This window comes from Kitasatospora sp. NPDC059803 (assembly GCF_042732255.1).
Classification (GTDB): domain Bacteria; phylum Actinomycetota; class Actinomycetes; order Streptomycetales; family Streptomycetaceae; genus Kitasatospora.
In genome coordinates this window covers 1-996 of the sequence record NZ_JBHWIJ010000522.1, presented here as the reverse complement: position 1 = coordinate 996, position 996 = coordinate 1, and the positions used below count along the sequence as shown (strand labels likewise).

General features: G+C 75.3%; 1 protein-coding gene. It reads left to right on the top strand.

Annotated features, from left to right (window positions below; translation table 11 throughout):
* Window positions 1–51: 51 nt before the first annotated feature.
* Window positions 52–891 (top strand): helix-turn-helix domain-containing protein, encoded by an 840-nt coding sequence (locus ACFV6I_RS39040; RefSeq protein WP_380430993.1) that lies wholly within the window; start codon window positions 52–54, stop codon window positions 889–891.
* Window positions 892–996: the final 105 nt, after the last annotated feature.

The following is a 996-nucleotide window of genomic DNA, read 5'->3' as shown; positions in this document are numbered from 1 at the left end:
GTCCTGGCAGGGCCAGGCACCGCCGCCCGCCTCTGGGTGAGAATCATCCCTATGAACCCGACCAGTGTCCTGAGCGAGTTCCTCCGCACCCGCCGCGCCCAGCTGCGGCCCGAGGACGTCGACCTGCCCGACTACGGCGGCCGCCGCCGGGTCGCCGGGCTCCGCCGCGAGGAGCTCGCCCACCTCGCCGGGGTCAGCGTCGACTACTACACCCGCCTCGAACAGGGCCGCGTCGGCAACCCCTCCGAAGCCGTCCTCGACGCCGTCGCCCGCGCCCTGCAACTCGCCCCCGACGAGTCCGGCCACCTCCACCGCCTCGCCCGCCCCACCCGCCGTGCGCCCCGCCGCCGCACCGCCCCGCAGCAGCCCCGCCCCTCCCTGCTGCGCCTGCTCGACCGGCTCGACCACGTCCCGGCCCTGGTGATGGGCCACCGGATGGACGTCCTGGCCTGGAACCGCGCGGCCGTCGCGCTGTTCGGCGACTACGGCGCCCTGCCGGTCGAGGACCGCAACATCGCCCGCTGCACCTTCCTCGACCCCGCCTCGCGCGAGCTCTACGGCGACTGGACGGCCTGCGCCCGCGAGAACGTCGCCTTCCTCCACCTGGAGGCGGGCCGCCGCCCCCACGACCCCCTCCTCGCCGAGCTCGTCGGCCAACTCTGCGTCCACAGCGAGGAGTTCCGTCACCTCTGGGCCGAACACCCGGTCGCCGACAAGACCTCCGGCCGCAAGCTCTTCCACCACCCCATCGCCGGCCCCCTCGACCTCGCCTACGACACCCTCCGCCCCGCCGACGACCCCGACCAGGCCCTCGTCACCTACACCGCCGACCCGCACACCCCGTCGGACGACGCCCTGCGCCTCCTGCTCTCCTGGGCGGCGAGCCGCTGAGCGGCCTGCTCCGACGGCCACCTGTCTGAAGGGCGCGAGAAATAAGACCGGTGGTGGGGGGGGCCGCGGGGGGGGGGGGGCGCGGAGGGGAGGAGAGGTGCGGGG